The sequence below is a fragment of the Streptomyces sp. B1866 genome (assembly GCF_031932565.1).
Lineage (GTDB): Bacteria > Actinomycetota > Actinomycetes > Streptomycetales > Streptomycetaceae > Streptomyces.
Window position 1 is genome coordinate 1 of the sequence record NZ_JAVSCF010000394.1, and the last position, 3,691, is coordinate 3,691.

The 3,691-nt window shown below is 64.2% G+C and carries 3 protein-coding genes; 1 reads left to right on the plus strand and 2 read right to left on the minus strand.

The window, feature by feature from the left end; translation table 11 throughout:
• Window positions 1–224: 224 nt before the first annotated feature.
• Window positions 225–485, minus strand: coding sequence for a hypothetical protein (locus RKE29_RS28540; RefSeq protein ID WP_312008589.1), 261 nt, complete (start codon window positions 483–485; stop codon window positions 225–227).
• Between the two features lie 383 nt (window positions 486–868).
• Between RKE29_RS28540 and RKE29_RS28545 the strand changes: the two genes are divergently transcribed.
• Window positions 869–2,266 (plus strand): helix-turn-helix transcriptional regulator, encoded by a 1,398-nt coding sequence (locus tag RKE29_RS28545; RefSeq protein WP_312008590.1) that lies wholly within the window; start codon window positions 869–871, stop codon window positions 2,264–2,266.
• Window positions 2,267–2,272: 6 nt separating this feature from the next.
• Here the strand turns inward: RKE29_RS28545 and RKE29_RS28550 are convergent, their stop codons facing one another.
• Window positions 2,273–3,094 (minus strand): alpha/beta fold hydrolase, encoded by an 822-nt coding sequence (locus tag RKE29_RS28550; RefSeq protein WP_312008592.1) that lies wholly within the window; start codon window positions 3,092–3,094, stop codon window positions 2,273–2,275.
• Window positions 3,095–3,691: the final 597 nt, after the last annotated feature.

Here is a 3,691-nt window from a genome sequence, read left to right on the forward strand (position 1 = left end):
GTTTGTCGTCTTGCCCTTGCGTTTCGTCACGCGGACTTCGATCGGTCCACTCATGAGCATTCCTTTCGGCGTGTTCCTGCCCACTGAGATCATCCAGTCGGAGAAGGGCGCTTACAGGTGGCCGGTGAAGGCAGCGGAGAGCAGGAATCCCACCGCTGCCGACGCGGTGAACAGAAGCACGCCGCCGACCACTCTGCCGATCACGGCAATCAGGTCGGGCAGGGTCACAGCCCCAACCTCCTCCGGCGATTCTGTTCCGTTACTCGCTCCCGCAGCGCTTCCCCCGCGGTGATCGGCTCCACCGTGTCGGCGGGACGAACCCATTCCTGCCCTCCGCCTTTCGGTCGGAGGAACACCTGGCTGCTCGTGACGGCCATGATTTCGCCGACCCTGCCGTTGTCGTCGCGGGCGAAACCACCGACCGTCAGGCGCCGCGTCGGTCCTTGCGGCTCGTCGGCGATCTTCAAGGTCCGGTCGTCGCCCATTGGCGTCGGAGCCTCCCTCAGTCCGTCCGTGTGCTTCCGCGCTACATCGCGCACAGAGAAGCTTGTTTCGTTTCCCGTCGGTGGTCCATGGTGACCAGTCATGACTGTCTATGCATCGATCTCATAGACGAGCGGACAACACCCGGCTAGCGTCGGTAAGCTTGGCGCGGACAGGCGTCAACTGGGTTGCGGGAGAACGGCACATGGCACGTCAACCTGTTCGATTCTGCGCGTGCGGCACGCGCTTGGCCAGGGACAACCAGGGGACGCACTGCACGGCGTGCCTGCGCAGGCGGAGGGGCAGCGTCTCTACGCAACCCCCTCCCGTACCTTCGGAATTCTGGGATGCCCCGCTACTGAGGGAAGCGCTCGATAGTTGGCATATGGGACGCGTCTTCTACGCTTACCGGACGCACACGTACCACGGACGCGTCCTTTCGCAGGAAACAGTGGCGACATGGTTGGGGATGGATCAGGCCCAGTTGAGCCGCATCGAGAGCGGTGAGCCACCGCAGGATCTCCGAAAGCTTATGAGCTGGGCGCATAGCCTGAAGATCCCTGCCGACCTACTGTGGTTCAAGCTGCCGAGCAACAAGCGCTCAATCACGAGTGGCGATACCAGCGAGCAACCCGAGTCACCGAAACAAGCGACGCAGGGCGGTTCGCTCCTGCCGGTCGTCATCAACGGCCATCCGGTCATGGTGCCCGTGGATGCTCGCACCCTTGAGAAAGCGGGCCTCGGTAGTCTCCTTGACCAGCCTTACAGCATCACGGAACACGAGACCATGAAGCGTCGCTCACTATTCAAGGGCAGCCTTGCCACCGCCGCCCAGCCAGGCTTGAGCCTGGACGAACTCCAACACGTCGCCGCCGCCCTGCACGACGCCCGCCGGTATATGGATGGCTCGGTGGTGGATTACCTGCGCCGCCAGATTGAAAGCTGCAAAACCGACGACGGCAGGCTCGGGCCAAGGAAAACCCTGCCGGATATGCTCGGGCTACTTGGAGCTATTGAGGAGCACGCCCGCGATGTCAGGCCGAACATTCGCCGGGAGCTGCTGGCGGTTGGCGCGGACGGTGCAGAATTCACCGGGTGGCTGTACCGGGATATCCATCAGCCACTCAGTGCCAGCTTCTGGTACGACCGGGCCATGGAGTGGGCACAGGAAGCCGACGACCCCGCCATGCAGGGATATGTGTTGCTCAAAAAATCGCAGATGGCTTACGACGAACGCGACGCGGTACGTGTGCTGACGCTCGCCCAAGCAGCCGGCCGGAATCGGCACCAACTGCCGTCGCGCGTCCAGGCCGAAGTCGCACAGCAAGAAGCGCTTGGTTTCGCTATGCTCGGCGAGCCATTGGACGTCGTGAAACAGAAGCTTGACAACGCCCACGGCTTGCTTACCAGCATCACCGCTGACGAACCACCGACCTTGAACCCCTACTTCACAGAAAACACCCTGCAATTGCGCAACGCCAGCAGCTACACCGAAGCTGGTAAGCCCGCCGTGGCGGCCCACTTGTTCGGGGAAGTCATCGCCACGGGTTCGCTTTCCAAGCGGGACACAGGGTATTTCAATGCGCGGCGAGCGGTTGCCATTGCTTTGAGTGGCGAGCCAGATGAAGCGGCATCGCTTGGTCATCAATCGGCCGAAGTTGCCCGCGCCCTCAACTCTGGGCGCACAATGCGGGTTCTTGTCGAAGTCCTGCGAACGCTGAGCCGTTGGGGAAGCCGCCCAGCCGTCCGGGAGTTCCGCGAAGCGCTCCACACCGCGTCTTGAGCACAGTTACTCGTCCGTCGTCAGCCAGTCGGCCACGGTACGAATAACAAACGCTTGGTAAGCTTGACTCCTGGGATTGAGGTACTGCGGGTCGTCATGGACGGCAAAGCCGTGTTGCGAGCCTTCCACCTTAACCAGTCGGCACGGGGCTTTGAATTTCGGCACTGCGGCCATGGTTCCGCCAATTGGCACGAGCGTATCTTTGGTCCCGTGCACGATGAGGGTAGGCGCATGGATTTCACCCAGGGCTTCGTGTGGCTTAAGCCAAAATACCTCGTTGAAGATGGCCCGGCCGTGGCGCAAGCTCGGCGTGAACTGAATGAAACCCTGTGACGTCAACTGCGCGGCCATCTCATCGTTGAGGTAGTCGTTCGTCCAGTAGTCCCGACTGTCAACATTTCGCTTTTTGTAGTCCAGTTGGGGGTTGAGCAGTACCAGGCGCGTCAGCTCCTCCGGCCGCTTGGCCGCGTAGTAGGCACAGATCCCGCCGCCGAAGCTTGCGCCGAGCAAGCTGACCTTCTGCGAATCGGTCGCTTCACGCAGATATGCCAGCGCAACGCGGATATCGTTGAGAATGGCTGCGAGCGTAAGCTCCTCTTGCTTGCCCTCGCTCTCGCCATGGCCACGTAGGTCGAACCGCAAGGAGGCAACGCCAGAGTCAGCCAGTCCGGCGGCGAGCCGTGTGAAGAAGCCGCCCTCTTCCCGCGTGACGCCGCCACCGTGCACCATCACCAGCGCGTGCGCCGTCGGTTCCTCGGGTCTCACAAGCGAGCCCGCAAGGTGCAGACCATCGAGCGTCCGAAGTGTCACGCTGTCAGAAGTCACCATGGCCGCCACTCTAGAGGTGGGTGGTGGCTGCCGACGGGACACTTGGCAGAGCGACGAGTCGTCCGTCCGCCGCAGTACCTGGTCCACCAGGTACGCGCGGGGGTGCAGGCCACAGGCGAACCGCACCGGCTCGCTGACCGTGGCCCCTTCATCGGGCAGCCGCTTAGCGGCATGGCACTGGAGCGGGCCCGGGGCGGCCCGGAGCCGGACCGGCCCGGGCCGTACGGGCGGCCGGGCACCAAGACGGCCGCCGTGCCGGACGCACGGCGGCCGTAAGGGTCCCGGCTCGCGTCAGCCCGTGGCCTCGCCCAGGCGTACGGTCCGTTCGGCGGGCGTCGTGCCCAGCAGAGGTGGTGCCTCCGCGCCACTGTGGGAACGGAGACGGTGGCGCGGGGAGTCTGTGGCGCCGGATAGCGCGACCGGACGCACGCCACGGCGCCCATCGGTGCTCCTCGTCTCATCCGGGCTCCGGGAGTCTGGCGGCCCCGCCCGTCCGCCAAGAGGGGTGAGCGAACGGGCGGGGCCGGGGTGGGGCCGACGTGTGCCGGGCGTACCTCTCACACACGTCGGCCCGTGTCCCTCACCGCCTACGGGGGC